The organism is Pseudomonas sp. TE9122 (genome assembly GCF_056278925.1).
This window is the reverse complement of sequence record NZ_JBWBQI010000001.1, coordinates 977,036-992,345: the sequence shown is the minus strand read 5'-3', so window position 1 is coordinate 992,345 and position 15,310 is coordinate 977,036. Positions and strand designations below refer to the sequence as shown.

General features: G+C 60.0%; 14 protein-coding genes, 1 tRNA gene and 1 pseudogene. 4 read left to right on the top strand and 12 right to left on the bottom strand.

What is annotated here, in order from left to right:
• Positions 1-149: 149 nt before the first annotated feature.
• Positions 150-1,727 (bottom strand): histidine kinase famiy protein, encoded by a 1,578-nt coding sequence (locus ACZ9BE_RS04345; protein ID WP_476248942.1) that lies wholly within the window; start codon positions 1,725-1,727, stop codon positions 150-152.
• Positions 1,728-1,923: 196 nt separating this feature from the next.
• Between ACZ9BE_RS04345 and ACZ9BE_RS04340 the strand changes: the two genes are divergently transcribed.
• On the top strand, positions 1,924-2,922 hold the full coding sequence (locus ACZ9BE_RS04340; protein WP_476248941.1) for a ribonuclease Z: 999 nt from the start codon (positions 1,924-1,926) through the stop codon (positions 2,920-2,922).
• Positions 2,923-2,945: 23 nt separating this feature from the next.
• Here ACZ9BE_RS04340 and ACZ9BE_RS04335 read toward each other — a convergent pair.
• The 7 genes and pseudogenes from ACZ9BE_RS04335 to dapA all read right to left on the bottom strand — a co-directional run.
• Positions 2,946-3,098: pseudogene (locus ACZ9BE_RS04335) on the bottom strand (manganese catalase family protein); the annotation flags it as partial.
• Positions 3,080-4,435: a chromate efflux transporter gene (chrA, locus tag ACZ9BE_RS04330; RefSeq protein WP_476248940.1), complete on the bottom strand. Its 1,356-nt coding sequence runs from the start codon at positions 4,433-4,435 to the stop codon at positions 3,080-3,082. The gene chrA and the pseudogene ACZ9BE_RS04335, both read right to left, overlap by 19 nt.
• Before the next feature lie 119 nt (positions 4,436-4,554).
• Positions 4,555-4,644: transfer RNA gene (locus ACZ9BE_RS04325), tRNA-Ser, on the bottom strand.
• An 84-nt stretch (positions 4,645-4,728) separates the two neighbouring features.
• Positions 4,729-5,442, bottom strand: a complete 714-nt coding sequence (gene purC, locus ACZ9BE_RS04320) for a phosphoribosylaminoimidazolesuccinocarboxamide synthase (protein ID WP_016771262.1) — start codon at positions 5,440-5,442, stop codon at positions 4,729-4,731.
• A gap of 28 nt (positions 5,443-5,470) precedes the next feature.
• On the bottom strand, positions 5,471-6,232 hold the full coding sequence (locus ACZ9BE_RS04315; RefSeq protein WP_024012002.1) for an MBL fold metallo-hydrolase: 762 nt from the start codon (positions 6,230-6,232) through the stop codon (positions 5,471-5,473).
• Between the two features lie 6 nt (positions 6,233-6,238).
• Complete coding sequence (bamC, locus tag ACZ9BE_RS04310; RefSeq protein ID WP_016771264.1) at positions 6,239-7,354, bottom strand: outer membrane protein assembly factor BamC; 1,116 nt, start codon at positions 7,352-7,354, stop codon at positions 6,239-6,241.
• A gap of 17 nt (positions 7,355-7,371) precedes the next feature.
• The gene (gene dapA, locus ACZ9BE_RS04305; RefSeq protein ID WP_016771265.1) at positions 7,372-8,250 is read right to left on the bottom strand and encodes a 4-hydroxy-tetrahydrodipicolinate synthase; all 879 of its coding nucleotides are present in this window, start codon (positions 8,248-8,250) and stop codon (positions 7,372-7,374) included.
• A gap of 328 nt (positions 8,251-8,578) precedes the next feature.
• Here dapA and ACZ9BE_RS04300 point away from each other — a divergent pair, with 328 nt between their 5' ends.
• Together ACZ9BE_RS04300 and ACZ9BE_RS04295 are read left to right on the top strand one after the other, a co-directional pair.
• Positions 8,579-9,139, top strand: a complete 561-nt coding sequence (locus ACZ9BE_RS04300) for a glycine cleavage system transcriptional repressor (RefSeq protein ID WP_024012001.1) — start codon at positions 8,579-8,581, stop codon at positions 9,137-9,139.
• 10 nt (positions 9,140-9,149) lie between these two features.
• On the top strand, positions 9,150-9,623 hold the full coding sequence (locus ACZ9BE_RS04295) for a peroxiredoxin (protein ID WP_305382391.1): 474 nt from the start codon (positions 9,150-9,152) through the stop codon (positions 9,621-9,623).
• A 119-nt stretch (positions 9,624-9,742) separates the two neighbouring features.
• On the opposite strand, the gene ACZ9BE_RS04290 is transcribed toward ACZ9BE_RS04295, so the two are convergent.
• Together ACZ9BE_RS04290 and ACZ9BE_RS04285 are read right to left on the bottom strand one after the other, a co-directional pair.
• Positions 9,743-10,813: an AI-2E family transporter gene (locus tag ACZ9BE_RS04290; protein WP_016771268.1), complete on the bottom strand. Its 1,071-nt coding sequence runs from the start codon at positions 10,811-10,813 to the stop codon at positions 9,743-9,745.
• A gap of 32 nt (positions 10,814-10,845) precedes the next feature.
• Positions 10,846-11,085, bottom strand: a complete 240-nt coding sequence (locus ACZ9BE_RS04285) for a sulfurtransferase TusA family protein (protein WP_016771269.1) — start codon at positions 11,083-11,085, stop codon at positions 10,846-10,848.
• Between the two features lie 98 nt (positions 11,086-11,183).
• Here ACZ9BE_RS04285 and ACZ9BE_RS04280 point away from each other — a divergent pair, with 98 nt between their 5' ends.
• Entirely contained in the window at positions 11,184-12,617 is a 1,434-nt protein-coding gene (locus ACZ9BE_RS04280; RefSeq protein WP_024011999.1) for a M48 family metalloprotease, read from the top strand.
• An 81-nt stretch (positions 12,618-12,698) separates the two neighbouring features.
• On the opposite strand, the gene ACZ9BE_RS04275 is transcribed toward ACZ9BE_RS04280, so the two are convergent.
• Complete coding sequence (locus ACZ9BE_RS04275) at positions 12,699-14,132, bottom strand: DegQ family serine endoprotease (protein WP_150742398.1); 1,434 nt, start codon at positions 14,130-14,132, stop codon at positions 12,699-12,701.
• A 208-nt stretch (positions 14,133-14,340) separates the two neighbouring features.
• On the bottom strand, positions 14,341-15,306 hold the full coding sequence (locus tag ACZ9BE_RS04270; RefSeq protein ID WP_150742397.1) for a MucB/RseB C-terminal domain-containing protein: 966 nt from the start codon (positions 15,304-15,306) through the stop codon (positions 14,341-14,343).
• Positions 15,307-15,310 lie beyond the last annotated feature (4 nt).

Genomic DNA, 15,310 nt, shown 5'->3' with positions numbered 1-15,310 from the left:
ATCGCCCTCCCGGCGGTCAGTCAATCGGCCCGATATTGATCATCAAGTTGTCGCTCATTGCCAACATCTCCTCGGGGATCGGGTGCCTCACTGGTTGCTCAATGCGCTCTTTAGGATGGACGCCGAACGTGCGCCGTCAGTTCGTTTTTTCAGCCGAGCATCGAGCGCAGCTTGCGCAACAGATCCACCGGCGCGTAGGGCTTGGCGATCAATTCGAACTCATTGTCAGCCAGCTCATTGGGCGTCGACTCGTCCGCGCAGTACCCGGTCGTCAGCAGGATCTTCATGGCCGGATAGCGTTGGCTGATTTCCCGCGCCAGTGCCAGCCCGTTCATGTCGCCCGGCATGACCAGATCGGTGAATACCAGGTCGTATTCGCTACTCTGCAGCACGGCCAGTGCCTCGCTCGCATCTGCAGCGAGGTCGGTGTGGTAACCCTGTTCGGACAATACAAAGCGCGCCAGTTCAGCGACTTCGGCGCGATCCTCGACGATCAGGATGCGCTCCGTGCCCTTGAGATTTTCTGCGGTTTCAGCGGAGCCAGATGCCGATAGCTGACTGTCATCCGCCGGGAAGAACAGGCGCACCGTGGTGCCGAGTCCCGGCGTCGATTCGATTTTGACCACACCGCCGGATTGCTTGACGAAGCCGTAAACCATCGACAAACCGAGGCCGGCACCGTTGCCTTCCTCTTTGGTGGTGAAAAACGGCTCCATCACTTTGTCGAGATCGTCAGCGGCAATGCCCACGCCGTTATCGGCAACCGCGATGCAGACGTAACGCCCCGCCGCCAGTCCGCCCTGGTGCGGATCGGTCGCGTCCGGGACCACGACGTTGCGGGTCAGCACGGTAATCGCTGGCTGTTGCCGGTCAACCAGCGCATCGCAGGCGTTGGAGAGCAAATGGTTCAGCGCCATCTCCGCCTGCGCCGGGTCGAGCCGGCAGTTCCACAAGTCCTCGGCCAGTTCGAATTGCGGTTCCAGATCGGCGGATTCATGCGTCGGCAGCGTAGAGCGCTCAAGCAAGGCATTGAGATTGATCACCCGGCCTTCGAGCCGTTGTCGGCGGGAGAATGCCAGCAGATGCTGGGTCAGCAAACGTGCTTTTTCCGCCGCCGCGCGAGCGTGGCCGGCGCCGACCACGATGCGTTGCGGATCGATGCTCGGCCGCTTGGCGGTGTGCTGGATCAGCTCGATGTAGCCGATCATCACTTGCAACAGATTGTTGAAATCGTGGGCAATGCCTCCGGTCAACTGCCCGAGTGCTTCCATGTTTTCGCTGTATCGCAAACCGTCCTCGGCGTCACGGCGGCGGCTGACGTCCATTTGCGAAGCGAAGAAATACACCAGTTGTCCGCGCTCGTTGAATAGCGGCGCGATGAACAGCTCGTTCCAGAACGACGAGCCGTCCTTGCGATAGTTGAGCACCTCCACGCAGGTTTCGTGGTGATGTTTCAGCGCTTGCTTGACCCGTTGCAACACCGCACGATCAGTCTGCTCGCCTTGCAGAAACCTGCAGTTGCGCCCGAGCACTTCTTCCAGCTCGTAGCCGCTGAGTTCAAGAAACGCATTGTTGGCAAAAATGATGGGATCGTCGGGCTGCGCTGGATCGGTGACAATCATGGCCATGCGGCTGACCTGCACCGCCGCGAAAAACACATCTTTGCGTTCTTGCGAAAGGGTCGCCGCATCGGCGCGGTCGACGATCGGCCTGGATTTTCTGGGCAAGTTGACCTCCGCTAAGTGACTCCGTTTCGCTGTGACCATCATCAGCGAGCGAAGTGCCGAGGCCAGCCGCCGACAGCGCGGGTGTCCGATGAATTGTCGCAGTCCATCGATGGATCCGAATCGCCTCGCTGATTGTCGAAAGCTCACCGAGAACTGCACGCAATATCTGAAATCCGATCCGCCAGGGAGAACCACCGTGGATTTGTTGTTTCTGGGCACGTCTGCCGGCGTGCCGACCCGCCAGCGCAACGTCAGTGCGACGGCACTGATCGCGTCTGCCGGCAAGGGCTGGTACCTGATCGATTGCGGTGAAGGTACTCAGCATCAGGTGCTGCGCACGCCGCTGTCACTGAGTGAATTGCGGGCGATTTTCATCACTCATGTGCACGCCGATCACTGCTTGGGCTTGCCGGGTCTGCTGGCGAGCACCGGCATGTCCGGACGCACGCGACCACTGGACATTATCCTGCCGACAGCGCTGCATCCCTGGCTGAAAATGAGTCTGGAGGTGACGCAATCGTATCTGCCGTTCGAGATCAACCTGCACGCTGTGGAAACGCTCACGGAGTGGCGCAACGTTAACGTTCAGGTGCAGACCGTCGAACTGTCACATCGGGTGCCGTGTCACGGTTATGTGTTCACCGAGTCCGACCCGGAACCGCGTCTGGACCTGCAGCGCCTGGATGCCGAAGGCATCGAACGCGGCCCGCTCTGGGGTCAGTTGGCCCACGGTCAGGACGTGGAGGTTGACGGGCGGGTGCTGCACGCTCGCGACTATCTACTGAGTTCACGACCTGATCGCCGCATCATTGTCTGCGGCGATAACGATCGGCCGGCCCTGCTGGCCGAAGTGGCGCAATCGGCGGATGTGCTGGTGCATGAAGCGACATTCGTGCAGGCAGCGATCGACCGCGCTCGTGCCAGTTACGGCCACAGCAGCGCCGCCGCTGTCGCCGGTTTCGCCGAATCAGCCGGGGTGCGCAATCTGGTGTTGACGCATTTCAGCGCGCGCTATCAGGCCAATCCGGCGGTGAGCCCGTCGATCGAGGATGTGCGCAACGAAGCGGCAGCGCTGTATCACGGCCAACTGATTCTGGCGCGGGATCTGCAGCGCTATCACCTCGACCGTTTGGGGCATTTGCAGCCCGTAGCGATCGAGCGCAAGTCTTTGCAAGTCACCAAGATTTCACAGTGATTAACCGGGGCGCGCCGCCTGATGTCAGGCGCGCGCCCCATCAAGCGCTCATAGACGATCTTCGCCCGTGCTTCAGCTGCGATGTTGGAGCGCATGTCGGCGGTAGGCTCACCGACGGTGTCGATATACGCCGCCGTCCATGGCACGCCGGCCGAGACTAACGCAGCAAATGCACCACCAACCCAACCAACGCACAGCCCAGCAACACCTGAATCACTCCGCGTTTGAAGCGAAACAGCGCAACGGCTGCCGCAATGGCGATCAATGCCGAGGGCCAATCCAGGCTGCCGCTGAAACCCTGCGGCCAGAGCACGTGATAGCCGAAGAAACACGCCAGGTTAAGAATCACCCCTACCACCGCGGCGGTGATGGCGGTCAGCGGCGCGGTGAATTTGAGTTCGTCATGCGTCGACTCCACCAGCGGGCCGCCGGCGAGGATGAACAGGAATGAGGGCAGAAAGGTAAACCACGTCACCAGCGCGGCGGCGACCGCTCCGGCAAGAAACACCTGATCGGCGCCGAACACCTGCGTCACATAAGCGCCGACAAAACCGACAAACGCCACCACCATGATCAGCGGCCCCGGTGTGGTTTCGCCCAGCGCCAGGCCGTCGATCATCTGCGTCGGGGTCAGCCAGCCGTAGTGACCGACCGCACCTTGATAGACATAGGGCAACACTGCATAAGCTCCACCGAAGGTAAGCAGCGCTGCCTTGGTGAAGAACCAGCTCATCTGCGTCAGCGTGCCCTGCCAGCCGCAAAGCGCGGTCAATACACCCATCGGTAGCGCCCAGAGCGCGGCACCGATCACGACGAGCATGGCCAGTTTCGTCCAGCTGAAACGGGCATGGGCCGGTGTTGGCGTGTCGTCGTCGATCAACGCCGGGCCAAAAGACTTCTTCGCCGCACTGTGCCCGCCGGCTCTGAACCTCTCAGGCGCCAAGCGTCCGCCGAAATAGCCAATCACCGCCGCGCCCAAAACGATCAGCGGAAACGGCACATTTAACGCAAAGATCGCCGTAAACGACGCCGCAGCAATCGCCCACAGCCAGTTGTTCTTCAGCGCCCGCGAACCGATCCGATGGGCCGCCTGCACGACGATGGCCGTCACCGCAGGCTTGATCCCGTAAAACAGCCCGGCCACCACCGGCACTTCACCGAAGGCGATATAGAGCCACGACAGGAAAATCAGGATGAAAAGCGAAGGCAACACGAACAACGCCCCGGCCACAATCCCGCCCCAGCTTCGATGCATCAGCCAGCCAATGTAGGTCGCCAGCTGCTGCGCCTCCGGCCCGGGCAGCAACATGCAATAGTTCAAGGCATGCAGAAAACGCCGCTCGGAAATCCAGCGTCGGCGCTCGACCAGTTCCTGATGCATGATCGAAATCTGCCCGGCCGGCCCGCCGAAACTGATAAAGCCCAGCTTCAACCAGAACCAGAACGCCTCGAGCAAACTCACGCTCTGCGGCCTAACGTCATCATCACCCGCCAACGGCTGAACTTCACTCATCGAGCTGTTCCTTTATGCAGTCGGCAGGTTGTACCCGAAAAGCATTGCGAACAAAACGCCAGAAACGAAAAAGCCCCCGCAATCAGCAATGATTACGGGGGCTTTGTCTTGTTCAATAATGGCGGAGAGATAGGGATTCGAACCCTAGGTACCGGTGAAGGTACAACGGATTTCGAATCCGTCCCATTCGGCCACTCTGGCATCTCTCCAACGGCGCGCATCATAACAACACTTTCGTCGGTTGCGAACCCCCCAAACGAAATTTTTTCCGTGCTATCAGATGCTTGCGTCGATTAAAGCGGTACGCCCAGACGAGCGGCGACTTCTTCGTAGGCTTCGATGACGTCACCGAGGCCCTGGCGGAAGCGGTCCTTGTCCATCTTCTTCTTGGTGTCCTTGTCCCACAGACGGCAGCCGTCCGGGCTGAACTCGTCGCCGAGGACTATGGAGCCGTCGCTGAACACGCCGAATTCAAGCTTGAAGTCGACCAGCAGCAGGCCGGCGTCGTCGAACAGTTTGCTCAGGACTTCGTTGACCTTGAGCGACAGTTCCTTCATGCGCGCCAGTTGCTCGGCGGTGCCCCAGCCGAATGCAACAACGTGGGATTCGTTGATGAACGGGTCGCCCTTGGCGTCGTCCTTCAAGAACAGTTCGAAGGTGTACGGGTTGAGCTTCATGCCCTCCTCGACGCCCAGACGCTTGACCAGGCTGCCGGCGGCGTAGTTACGCACGACGCATTCGACCGGGATCATGTCGAGCTTCTTCACCAGGCACTCGTTGTCGCCCAGCAGTTTGTCGAACTGGGTCGGCACGCCGGCAGCTTCGAGTTTCTGCATGATGAAGGCGTTGAACTTGTTGTTCACCATACCTTTGCGATCGAGCTGTTCGATGCGCTTGCCGTCGAACGCCGAAGTGTCGTTGCGAAACAGCAGGATCAAGCGGTCAGCGTCGTCGGTCTTGTAAACCGATTTGGCTTTGCCGCGGTAGAGTTCTTCACGTTTTTCCATGATGGGCTCCGCTTGCTAAGTAGGTGGGCTAGGCGATGTGGCGCCAGTCGAGCCCTGAATCTTGATCGGCCAGTTGCAGCCAGTCCGGGTCGCACCCGAGAGTGTCGACAAAACATTGCCGGGCCAGCTGCGGCAGGTTGTTCTTGCTGCTCAGATGGGCCAGGACCAGGTGTTGCAAGCCCTGCCAGCCCAACTCGGCCACCAGGAATGCCGCCTGATGGTTGTTCAGATGTCCGCGTTCGCCGCCCACCCGCTGCTTGAGAAAGTACGGGTAGTGACCACGAGCCAGCATGTCGCGGCAATGGTTGGACTCGATCATCAATGCGTCGAGGTCCCGATAGCCATCCAGCACCCGCTCGCAGAACGACCCCAGATCGGTCAGCAGGCCGAAGCGCCGCTGTTCCTGATCGCTGAAGACGTACTGGGTCGGCTCCTGCGCGTCATGGGCCACGGCAATGACCCCGACGTTCAGTGCGCCGATCTGCAGTTGCTCGCCGCCGGCGAGAAAGCCTGCCGGTTCCAGCGGTTTGCGCATCCCGCGCAGTGTGCCGCGACTGAGGTAGACCGGCAGATTGTAGCGCCGAGACAGCAAACCCACGCCATGCACGTGGTCGGCATGTTCGTGGGTCACGAGTATCGCGCTCAGTTGCGCCGGGTGCACACCCAGGCGCAACAGACGTCTTTCGGTTTCCCGCAGGGAAAAACCACAATCCACCAGCACGTACGTATCAGCACTGGCGATCAGCGTGCCGTTCCCTTGGCTACCGCTGCCGAGAACGGCAAAACGCATATCGGATCAGCCCAGGTTGTCCTGAATCACGCTCAACACTTTACGCGCGACATCGGCCGGCGCGACGGTGTTGATGTTCTTTTCTACGGTGACCTGGATGTTCTCGCCCACCTTGCTCAGGCGAACCTGATAACGCTCGGCGCGGGCTTCGACTTCTTCCTTGCTCGGCGCACTGCCGAACAGGCTGCTGAAAAAGCCAGGCTTGTCGTCTTTCTTCTCGGCTTTTTCGGCCAGGTTGATGTAGTACAAGCCCAGGCTGCGGTTGATGTCTTCAACGCGCCATTCGCCCTGTTCCAGCGCACGGCCGACGCTCGACCAGGCGCGGTCCAGATCGGTACCGACGTTCAACACCGGGTTGCCGCTGCCGTCTTCGTTCAGGCTGACACGGCTCGGCGCGTCGAAATCACGCGAGGCCAGCATCGACACCGAGCCGCCCTTCTCGGAGGTGCGACTCATGCTCGCGAGCATGTCGTCGACCAGCGCAGCGTCCAGGCCAGTGTTGACCGAACGGTTGGTGAACGCCACGTCGGCCGTGCTGCCGGCAGGACGCTCGGCGCTGACTACGTAGATTTCACTGGTGTTGCGCTGCACGCCCGGCTCGATGCGCACACGCACGCGGGTTTCGCTGTCGCTGGCGATACCGGCCGCACTCAGGCGCTTGGCCATCGATGCGGACAACTCGTCGGAGTGCTGCCAGGTAGTGGTGAACTCGCCGGTCTGCGGACGCTGTTCATCCAGACGGAAACCGTTGTCCTGGAAGAACTGCAGCGCCACTGGCCAGACTTCGGCCGGTGGGTGCTGGGCCACGACCCAACGCGAATCACCGCTCTTCTGCAGCGAGTAATCAGTGGCATCGGCAACCGCCGACAGCGGCTGAGGACGCGGCACGACGTATTCGCCCGTCGCGGTGTCATCGGCCACGTTGCGCGGGATCGGCAACAGCGGATCGAGACGCTTGGCAGTGCTTACATCCGGTGGCAATTGCATCGGTGCAGTCTGTTGCGCTTGCAGGTAATCGCTTCCACGGTCGCGGAAATAACCTTCCGGCCCCCAGACCCATCCGCAGCCACTGGTGCTGGAGATAATCAAGGCAAGTGCGGAAAGTCCGGCCATTCGCTTCATGCGTTGTACTTCCTCAATTAAACCAGGACGTTGCACTGGCGCAGGGCCGAGCGCAGCGTTTCATGACAAGGGGTGCTCAGCCAGGTCAGTGGCAGGCGGATGCCTTCGTGCATCAGGCCCATTTCGACCAAAGCCCACTTCACCGGAATCGGGTTGGCTTCGATGAACAGGTCCTTGTGCAGCGGCATCAGTTTTTCGTTGATTGCGCGTGCGGTATCGGCGTCGCCCTTCAGCGCGGCCTCGCACAGGTCAGCCATTTCGCGCGGGGCGACGTTGGCGGTGACCGAGATGTTGCCTTTGCCGCCCAGCAGGATCAGCTCGACAGCAGTCGGATCATCGCCGGACAGCACGATGAAATCCTTGCTCACGCCATCGATGATCGCTTTGGCGCGTTTGAGGTCGCCGGTGGCTTCCTTGATGCCGATGATGTTCGGCACGGTGGACAGGCGAATCACCGTCTCGGCCTGCATGTCGCAGGAGGTGCGGCCGGGAACGTTGTAGAGAATCTGCGGAATGTCGACCGCTTCAGCGATGTGCTTGAAGTGCTGGTACAGACCTTCCTGGGTCGGCTTGTTGTAATAAGGAACCACCAGCAGGCAGGCATCGGCGCCGGCAGCCTTGGCGTTGCGGGTCAGCTCGACGGCTTCGCGGGTCGAATTGGCGCCGGTGCCGGCGATGACCGGAATGCGCCCGGCAACCTGTTTGACCACGGCTTTGATGACGGCGATGTGCTCTTCTACATCAAGGGTGGCCGACTCGCCGGTAGTACCGACGGCGACGATGGCATGGGTGCCGTTCTTGAGGTGGAAGTCCACGAGTTTGCTGAGGCTGTCCCAGTCAAGACGCCCTTGTGCATCCATGGGAGTGACCAGTGCCACCATACTGCCCGCAATCATGAAACCGCTCCTGCCGGAAAAAGAGAGCGGTAATGGTACTGGCGCCAAGATGCTTGCACAAGCGAAGTACTGCGCCGCTGCCATTCCCCTTGGCGCCGCTTTTCGCTACCCTTCAGACTTTGATCGGTACAGATCAGCTTGTACGCCGGGTTTCTGCCTCCCCTTTCGGCCTCCCAGGCCCCGTTCCTGCGTCGCATCGACGCGCTCCCGCACAGTGGAGCGAGCCGCGAACGCTGGCCGGGGCTCTTTATACGGACCGCCAGAACAGGCACGCCCGGCCACCAATGCCCGTCAACCTACCGACCGCTCATCGCTTTAGGAATGCTGCATGTCCACCCCCACAGTTCGCGAACAATTCCTTGTCATCAGTGCCCTCGGCGCCAACCCCATGGAGCTGACCAACGTCCTGTGCCGCGCCAGCCATGAAAACCGCTGCGCCGTCGTCACCTCTCGCCTGACCCGCCACGGCGAGTGCAGCGCTCTGGTGCTGGAAGTTTCCGGTAGCTGGGACGCCCTCGCGCGCCTCGAAGGCAGCCTGCCATTGCTGGCCAAGCGTCACGCTTTCACCGTCAACGTGGTGCGCAGCGCCGCTCTGGAAAATCGCCCGCAGGCGCTGCCTTACGTGGCTTACGTCAGCTCGGCGTATCGCCCGGACATCATCAATGAGCTGTGCCAGTTCTTCATGGACCACAACGTCGAACTGGAAAACCTCACCTGCGACACTTACCAGGCTCCCCAGACCGGCGGCACCATGCTCAACGCCACGTTCACCGTGACCCTGCCGGCCAACACCCAGATCAGCTGGCTGCGCGATCAGTTCCTCGATTTCGCCGACGCGATGAACCTGGATGCCCTGATCGAGCCTTGGCGCCCACAAAACCCAATGTAAGGAAGCTTTCATGGCCGTTGTCATCGACCAACCGGTTGCGGATTTCACCGCGCCTGCGACCAGCGGGCAGAACGTCAGCCTGTCCGAACTCAAGGGCAAGCAAGTGGTGATCTACTTCTACCCGAAGGACAGCACCCCGGGCTGCACCACTCAAGGCCAGGGCTTTCGCGATCAATATGCGGCATTCAAGGCTGCCAACACCGAAGTCTTCGGCATTTCCCGCGACAGCTTGAAGTCGCACGAAAACTTCAAAGGCAAACAGGAATTTCCGTTTGAGCTGATCAGCGACAAGGACGAAGCGGTTTGCCAGCTGTTCGACGTGATCAAGCTGAAAAAGCTCTATGGCAAGGAATACCTGGGCGTTGATCGCAGCACTTTCCTGATTGATAAGGACGGTGTGCTACGTCAGGAATGGCGTGGTGTGAAGGTGCCGGGGCATGTTGATGCCGTGCTGGCGGCGGCTGAGGCTCTGAATAAAGCCTGATGTTTTTGCTGCGTCGTCACCGACGCCATCGCTGGCAAGCCAGCTCCCACAGGGTTCAGCACATACAAAACCTGTGGGAGCTGGCTTGCCAGCGATGAGGCCAAAAGCCTCACCCCGATCTAAAGCAACGGCGCCACCACCGGCTCCTTCCGCGGCCACGCATCGAGCACAGCCTTGAACAGCGTCGCCAGCGGGATCGCAAAGAACACACCCCAGAATCCCCACAATCCGCCAAACAGCAGCACCGCGCAGATGATTGCGACCGGATGCAGATTCACTGCTTCCGAAAACAGCAATGGCACCAGCACGTTGCCGTCCAGCGTCTGAATGATTCCGTAGACCGCCATCAGGTAGATGAACTGATCGCTCCAGCCCCACTGGAACAGCGCAATCAGCAGCACCGGCACGGTCACCACTACCGCACCGACATACGGCACCACCACCGACAAACCGACGAGCAACGCCAGCAGCGCCGCGTAGTTCAGGCCCAGCGCGATGAAGGCGATGTAGGTCACGCCGCCGCAGATCACTATCTCGATGCCTTTGCCTCGTATGTAGTTGGCGATCTGCCGGTTCATTTCCTGCGCGACGCGGGTGATCAGCGCGCGCTCGCGAGGCAGATAGCCGCGCACCCACTCGCCGATCATGGCCCGATCCTTGAGGAAGAAAAACACCAGAATCGGCACCAGCACCAGGTAGATCATGATGTTCACCAGCAGCGGCAAACTCGACAACGAGAAAGTCAGTGCCCACTGACCAAACTTGCCAATCTCGCCCCGCGCCGCTTCGATCGCTTGCAAGACTTGCTCGTCAGACACCAGATGCGGATAGCGCTCTGGCAATAGAAGCAGCAGCGACTGCCACTTGGCGAGCATGCCCGGCAACTCGTTGAACAGCGTGATCAACTGATGCCATAGCAGCGGCAGGACCACGACGATGAACAGCATCAGCGCGCCCATGAACAGCGCAAACACCAGCCCCACCGCCACGCCGCCCGGCACGCGCAGCCGCTCGAGCGTCACCACCAGGCCCTGCATCAGATACGCCAGCACCATGCCCGCCAAGACCGGCGCAAGCATGCCGCCGAGGGTGAGCACGGCGGTGAAGGCGAGAAACAGCAGCACTGCCAGCACCACGGCTTCTTCATCGGAGAAGTAGCGCTGAATCCAGTCGCGTAACACTTTGAACATCAATAATCCCTTCGATTGTTAACGCGCTCGCGTCAGGCTTTTTTCAACCAGTAACGGTAGACGCCAGCCTCGTCTTCTTCGCGCAACAGCGCATGACCGGCCAATTTGGCAAAGGTGCGGAAGTCGCGTTGCGAGCCGGCATCGGTAGCGATGACCTTGAGTACAGCGCCGCTTTGCAGTTTATTGAGCTCCATTTTTGCCTTTAGCAACGGCAACGGACAGTTCAGGCCACTGGCGTCCAGTTCCACGTCGTGGGCTACAGCGTCAGTCATTGCGTCACTCCGGTTCGGGTTGTCGAGCTGCCTAGAATATCTGGTCGCGGCTTCGGTGTCCGGCTACAGTAAGGTCTTTGTCCTCCAAGGCTTTGTGCATGACTTTTCTGCGCCCTACCCTGCTGACGCTCGCTTGCCTGCTCGCCTCACCAGGCTTTGCCGACGATCTGCCGTCACTCGGCGACGCCAGCTCTGCCATTGTCTCGCCGCAACAGGAATACCAGCTCGGCCGTGCCTGGCTGGCCATGCTGCGCAGTCAGGTTTCCCAGCTCAACGATCCGCAACTCAAGGATTACGTCGAATCCAGCGTCTATAAACTGGTGGAGACCAGCCAGGTCTCCGACCGACGTCTGGAATTCATCCTGATCAACAGCCCGCAGCTCAACGCCTTCGCTGCACCGGGCGGCGTAGTCGGGGTCAACGGCGGCCTGTTCCTCAATGCGCAAACCGAAGGTGAATACGCCTCGGTGCTCGCCCACGAATTGGCGCACTTGTCGCAACGTCACTTTGCTCGCGGGGTGGAAGCCTCACAAAGAATGCAGGTGCCGATGATGGCCGCGTTGCTGGCCGGCATTGTCATTGCGGCGGCCGGCGGCGGTGATGCCGGCATCGCCACCATCGCTGGCACCCAGGCTGCGGCGTTGCAGGAGCAACGGCGCTTCTCGCGACAAAACGAACAGGAGGCGGATCGCATCGGCATCCTCAACCTGGAAAAGGCCGGTTACGATCCGCGGTCGATGCCGACCATGTTCGAACGCCTGATGCGCCAGTACCGCTTTGACGCCAAACCGCCAGAATTCCTCCTGACCCACCCGGTTACCGAATCGCGTATCGCCGACACCCGCAACCGCGCCGAGCAGGCGAAACCGGGCGGCATCGAAGACAGCATGCGCTACCAGTTGATTCGCGCGCGGGTGCAGTTGATCTACGAGGAAACCCCGGGGCTGGGCGCCAAGCGTTTCCGCGCCCTGCTCGATGAAAACCCGAAAAACGATGTCGCGCGATACGGCCTCGCCATCGCGCAAATCAAGGGTGGCCAGCTGAACGAAGCCCGCGAAAATCTCAAGCAATTGTTGGCCAAGTCGCCCAACGAGATTATCTACAACCTCGCTCAGGTCGATCTGGACATCACCAACAATCGCCTGCCCGATGCACAATCACGGGTCGACCGCATGCTCACGCAGTTCCCGGGCAACTATCCGCTGAATCAGGTGCGTGTCGATCTGCTGTTGAAACAGAATCGCGCCGCCGATGCCGAGAAGGCGCTGGACAGCCTGCTCAAGTCCCGCCCGGATGATCCGGACGTCTGGTATCAGGTTGCTGAAACCCGTGGCTTGTCGGGCAACATCATCGGCCTGCACCAGGCGCGAGCCGAGTATTTTGCGCTGGTCGGCGATTACCGCCAGGCCATTCAGCAGTTGGACTTCGCCAAGCGCAAGGCTGGCAACAACTTCCCGCTGTCCTCGCGCATCGATGCCCGCCAGCGTGAGCTGATGGAACAGGAGCGTATGGTCAAGGACATGATGGGCTGAGTCTTTCCAGACAAGACAAAAACTTCAGACACAAAAAAACCGCCTCTTTCGAGGCGGTTTCTTTTTTACCTTGTTGCAGGCTTATTCAGCCAGTTTGAAGGTGATGAAGCTGGCACGGCCCTGACGCAGCACGCGCATCGACACCGAACGGTTCTTCGGCAACGCCTTGGCGATGTCGGTGAACTCCTTGGCCGAGCCGATGGCCTGGTTGTTCAGGTGAGTAATCACATCACCCGGCTGCAGACCGATCAGGGCCGCAGGACCGTCCTGCACTTCCTTGATCACCACACCACCTTTGAGGTCGTAGGCTTTCTTCTGCTCGGCGGTCAATTCGCCGACCGCAACACCCAAGCGGTTGCTGCTGCTTTCCGCGCCGGATTTCGGCAGTGCGTCCAGCTCTTTGTCTTCGTCCGGAATTGCGCCGACAGTCAGCTCGACGTTCTTGCGCTTGCCTTCTCGAATCACTTCCAGATTAGCTTTGGCGCCAGCCTTCAGCGCGCCGACCAGATGCGGCAGATCGGCAGACATGACGATCGGCTGACCGTTCATGCTCAGGATCACGTCGCCAACCTGCAGGCCGCCCTTGGCCGCAGGGCCGTCATCCTGGATCTGTGCAACGAGAGCGCCGGCCGGCTTGTCCAGACCGAATGACTCGGCGAGGTCCTTGTTCACTTCCTGAATGACCACGCCCAGCCAGCCGCGGCTGACTTTGCCACCGCTTTTGAGCTGGTTGGAAACATCCATCGCCACGTCGATCGGGATGGCAAACGACACGCCCATGAAGCCACCGGAGCGGGTGTAGATCTGCGAGTTGATGCCGACCACTTCACCGTTCAGGTTGAACAGCGGGCCACCGGAGTTGCCCGGGTTGATCGGCACGTCGGTCTGAATGAACGGCACATAGTTTTCGTTTGGCAGGCTACGACCGACGGCGCTGACGATGCCTTGGGTCACGGTGTGGTCAAAGCCGAATGGCGAACCGATCGCGACGACCCACTGGCCAGCCTTCAGATCCTGGGATTTGCCGAGCTTGAGCACCGGCAGATCCTTGCCTTCGATTTTCAGCAACGCCACGTCGGAACGTGGATCGGTGCCGACCAGCTTGGCTTTCATCTCACTGCGGTCAGCCAGACGGACGAGGATTTCGTCAGCATCGGCGATCACGTGGTTGTTGGTGAGGATGTAGCCGTCCGGCGAAATGATGAACCCCGAACCCAGCGATTGCGCTTCACGCTGACGCCCGTCGCCACGCGGTGAGCGCTGCTGAGGCGGCATGCCGCGCTCGAAGAATTCGCGCAGCATCGGTGGCAGGCCTTCCAGATCCGGCATCTGCTGATTCACGCGACGGTCCGGCAGTTTCTGCGTGGTACTGATATTCACTACCGCTGGCGACGCTTGTTCGACCAACTGGGTGAAATCAGGCAGATCGGCCGCTTGCGCAGCAGGGACCGCCTGACCGAGCAACAGCACGGTGGCGAAGATGGAAAGATAAGATTTCAAACTAGGTATCGACATACAGCTCCCGTTACGACGAGCAGGGTTAAGCGATATGGAGCAAAGGAACACCGGAAACCACAGACCGGTATTTTTGTTCCGGGAACAACAAACAAGGCCAGAGCCGTGAGGCTCTGACCTATAAAAAATTTTCAGGGGTTTTGCAAATGAAAATGCTCAGCAAACATTTCGACGTCTCGACGACGAGGTGGAAATGACTGAAATCAGCTCACTGCTTGCTGGTCGCAGCGCCATCGTTGTTACGCATCGATAGAGCAATTCGTTCGGCGGTGCCAATCGGGATTTCGCCAACCACCGTGACCATCATTTCACCTTGCGGTGTAGTCAAACGACGGGATACCGCGACGGTAGGGCCCAACTGGGTACGAGTATCGGTGACGGTTGCACCGTTCAACGGTTCAAGGAACACGGAGAAACGCGCCAGGCCATCGTCATACATCAGGCTGCTGACCTGGGTCTTGGTCTGCGCATCCTTGTGTGAACTGCTGCTGGTCAACTCGAAGCCTGGCGGCAGCCAGTCCGAACGCCAGTTTTGCACGGTCTTCGCCGCAGAAGCCTTGTCATTACCGATGTTGATCGGCTTGCAATCGGCGTCTGCCATCAAGTCTTTGTCCGACGGGACTTCATCAGTGTCGAGGCTAGTGAACTGAAAGCGCTCGAGCAATTGCCCTTTATCGTTCAACAGCAACGACTTGAGCGGCAGGCCGGTTTTCTTGTCCAGATGCAGCTCGAAACCGTATCGGTGCTGATCACGAGGGGTCAGCGACACGATCACTGCATCACGACCGGCCACGCGCGACTTGCCAATGACGGCAAGGTCATACCAATTCTTCAGCTTTTTGGGGTCCAGCGCACGGGCGGCAGCGTTGGGGGAATCACCCAATCCCGCAATCAGGGTGCCGCTGACGCATTGAGTACGTCCATCAATGCGCACGACTTCCTGAGCCGAACCGTCGAGCTGCAATAACCGCTCGCGGACCTGGCCATTCTGGACACGATGCCAGATGTTGTGCGTGGAAAAACTGCCGTTGCGCTCGTAAACGAAAGTACCGTGAAAGCTTTGCTGCTGCTCGGCCTGGCCCAGACGGGTCAACCAGTCCTGGGCCTCGTCAGCGTGGGCTGGAACAATGAACCAGCCACTGAGCAGAAGCGAAAGTAGAGGGATGGCGCGCATGATC

What these genes read in the sequence shown, in the direction of transcription:
- chrA (WP_476248940.1), bottom strand. Translation starts at nt 4,435, where the DNA reads ATGAGTGAAGTTCAGCCGTTGGCGGGTGATGATGACGTTAGGCCGCAG.
- purC (WP_016771262.1), bottom strand. Translation starts at nt 5,442, where the DNA reads ATGGAAAAACGTGAAGAACTCTACCGCGGCAAAGCCAAATCGGTTTAC.
- ACZ9BE_RS04315 (WP_024012002.1), bottom strand. Translation starts at nt 6,232, where the DNA reads ATGCGTTTTGCCGTTCTCGGCAGCGGTAGCCAAGGGAACGGCACGCTG.
- bamC (WP_016771264.1), bottom strand. Translation starts at nt 7,354, where the DNA reads ATGAAGCGAATGGCCGGACTTTCCGCACTTGCCTTGATTATCTCCAGC.
- dapA (WP_016771265.1), bottom strand. Translation starts at nt 8,250, where the DNA reads ATGATTGCGGGCAGTATGGTGGCACTGGTCACTCCCATGGATGCACAA.
- ACZ9BE_RS04300 (WP_024012001.1), top strand. Translation starts at nt 8,579, where the DNA reads ATGTCCACCCCCACAGTTCGCGAACAATTCCTTGTCATCAGTGCCCTC.
- ACZ9BE_RS04295 (WP_305382391.1), top strand. Translation starts at nt 9,150, where the DNA reads ATGGCCGTTGTCATCGACCAACCGGTTGCGGATTTCACCGCGCCTGCG.
- ACZ9BE_RS04290 (WP_016771268.1), bottom strand. Translation starts at nt 10,813, where the DNA reads ATGTTCAAAGTGTTACGCGACTGGATTCAGCGCTACTTCTCCGATGAA.
- ACZ9BE_RS04285 (WP_016771269.1), bottom strand. Translation starts at nt 11,085, where the DNA reads ATGACTGACGCTGTAGCCCACGACGTGGAACTGGACGCCAGTGGCCTG.
- ACZ9BE_RS04280 (WP_024011999.1), top strand. Translation starts at nt 11,184, where the DNA reads ATGACTTTTCTGCGCCCTACCCTGCTGACGCTCGCTTGCCTGCTCGCC.
- ACZ9BE_RS04275 (WP_150742398.1), bottom strand. Translation starts at nt 14,132, where the DNA reads ATGTCGATACCTAGTTTGAAATCTTATCTTTCCATCTTCGCCACCGTG.
- ACZ9BE_RS04270 (WP_150742397.1), bottom strand. Translation starts at nt 15,306, where the DNA reads ATGCGCGCCATCCCTCTACTTTCGCTTCTGCTCAGTGGCTGGTTCATT.